The organism is Massilia sp. HP4, from assembly GCF_005222695.1.
GTDB lineage: Bacteria > Pseudomonadota > Gammaproteobacteria > Burkholderiales > Burkholderiaceae_D > Telluria.
Genome location: NZ_STGG01000067.1, coordinates 1 through 792 on the forward strand (window position 1 = coordinate 1; position 792 = coordinate 792).

The 792-nt window shown below is 53.5% G+C and carries 1 rRNA gene; it reads right to left on the reverse strand.

Annotated elements, in window-relative coordinates:
• Window positions 1-719, reverse strand: a 16S ribosomal RNA gene (locus E8M83_RS24075); the annotation flags it as partial.
• Window positions 720-792 lie beyond the last annotated feature (73 nt).

Sequence of the window (792 nt, forward strand, 5' to 3'; positions counted from 1 at the left end):
TCCACATCTCTACGCATTTCACCGCTACACGTGGAATTCCACTCTCCTCTTCTGCACTCAAGTTCCCCAGTTTCCAATGACCCTCCCCGGTTGAGCCGGGGGCTTTCACATCAGACTTAAGAAACCGCCTGCGAGCCCTTTACGCCCAATAATTCCGGACAACGCTTGCCACCTACGTATTACCGCGGCTGCTGGCACGTAGTTAGCCGTGGCTTTCTGGTTAGGTACCGTCAAGGTACCGCCCTATTCGAACGGCACTTGTTCTTCCCTAACAACAGAGCTTTACGATCCGAAAACCTTCATCACTCACGCGGCGTTGCTCCGTCAGACTTTCGTCCATTGCGGAAGATTCCCTACTGCTGCCTCCCGTAGGAGTCTGGGCCGTGTCTCAGTCCCAGTGTGGCCGATCACCCTCTCAGGTCGGCTACGCATCGTTGCCTTGGTGAGCCGTTACCTCACCAACTAGCTAATGCGCCGCGGGTCCATCTGTAAGTGGTAGCCGAAGCCACCTTTTATGTTTGAACCATGCGGTTCAAACAACCATCCGGTATTAGCCCCGGTTTCCCGGAGTTATCCCAGTCTTACAGGCAGGTTACCCACGTGTTACTCACCCGTCCGCCGCTAACATCAGGGAGCAAGCTCCCATCTGTCCGCTCGACTTGCATGTATTAGGCACGCCGCCAGCGTTCGTCCTGAGCCAGGATCAAACTCTCCGATAAAGTAGTTTGACTGACTACGCACATCGCTGTGCGATTTTTAAAAACTGAATTAACAGGTACGTTTTGTCTTGTT